Below are 701 nucleotides of genomic sequence, written 5' to 3'. Positions count from 1 at the left end.
GAGCTTGCGGACGTGATGGACCTCAAGGTTCGTCCGCGTCTCGCAGATCTCGCAGCACTCGGCGAGGAGCCTGTGGATCAGCTCGTTGCGCTTCATACTGGCCATGACCGGCCGGACATCAGTGAGCACTGCCGTGCGCTGTCGCTTGAGCGAGATCCCGCCGAAGCGGGCGACCAATGGCTCCTTCCCCTCGTCGCGGGGGACGGTGACCTGGATGCAGCGGCGCGGTCCGTCGGGTGTCTCGGTGGTGCTCTTGTACTTCCGGGACATCTTCGTGACCGTCGACCGGTGCTTCCCGGCCAGAGTCTTCAGCATCGACGTCTCCATGACCCACTGGAGACGGCCCAGGCGGAACACGTCCTGGGCGAGGAGGTAGTACTGGACCAGCCCGCGGAACTCGGCCTGGTACTTCGCGACGATGGTGAAGTCTTCGTCGTGAAGCAGCGGGCCTCGCTGGGCGGGCTTCCCCTTGCTCATGTAGAGAGCGCACTTCTGCCTGATCACCTGTCGTGGGCACGAACAGGCCGATCGCTCCGTTGACCGCCCGACGGTTCCGGGTGATCTTCGTGTCGGAGTGCTGGGCCCGGATCTCGTAGCCGAGGAAGTGCGCCGCCTGGCTGGTGGCGTGGGTGATCACGGTCTTGGACTGGGAGAGTTCGAGCTTGAGCTCGTCACGCAGGAACTTCCCGATCCTCGCCTTG

Annotated in this window: 1 protein-coding gene; it reads right to left on the bottom strand. The window is 64.6% G+C overall.

Translation table 11 applies throughout. The annotated features are described in order from the left end of the window. A partial coding sequence (locus tag E7Z54_RS10915; RefSeq protein WP_206056142.1) for a group II intron reverse transcriptase/maturase occupies window positions 1-477 on the bottom strand: 477 nt, incomplete at its 3' end. Between the last annotated feature and the right edge of the window lie 224 nt (window positions 478-701).

The sequence above is a fragment of the Nocardioides sp. genome, assembly GCF_004803405.1.
Lineage (GTDB): Bacteria > Actinomycetota > Actinomycetes > Propionibacteriales > Nocardioidaceae > Nocardioides > Nocardioides vastitatis.
This window is presented reverse-complemented; position numbering and strand designations above follow the sequence as displayed.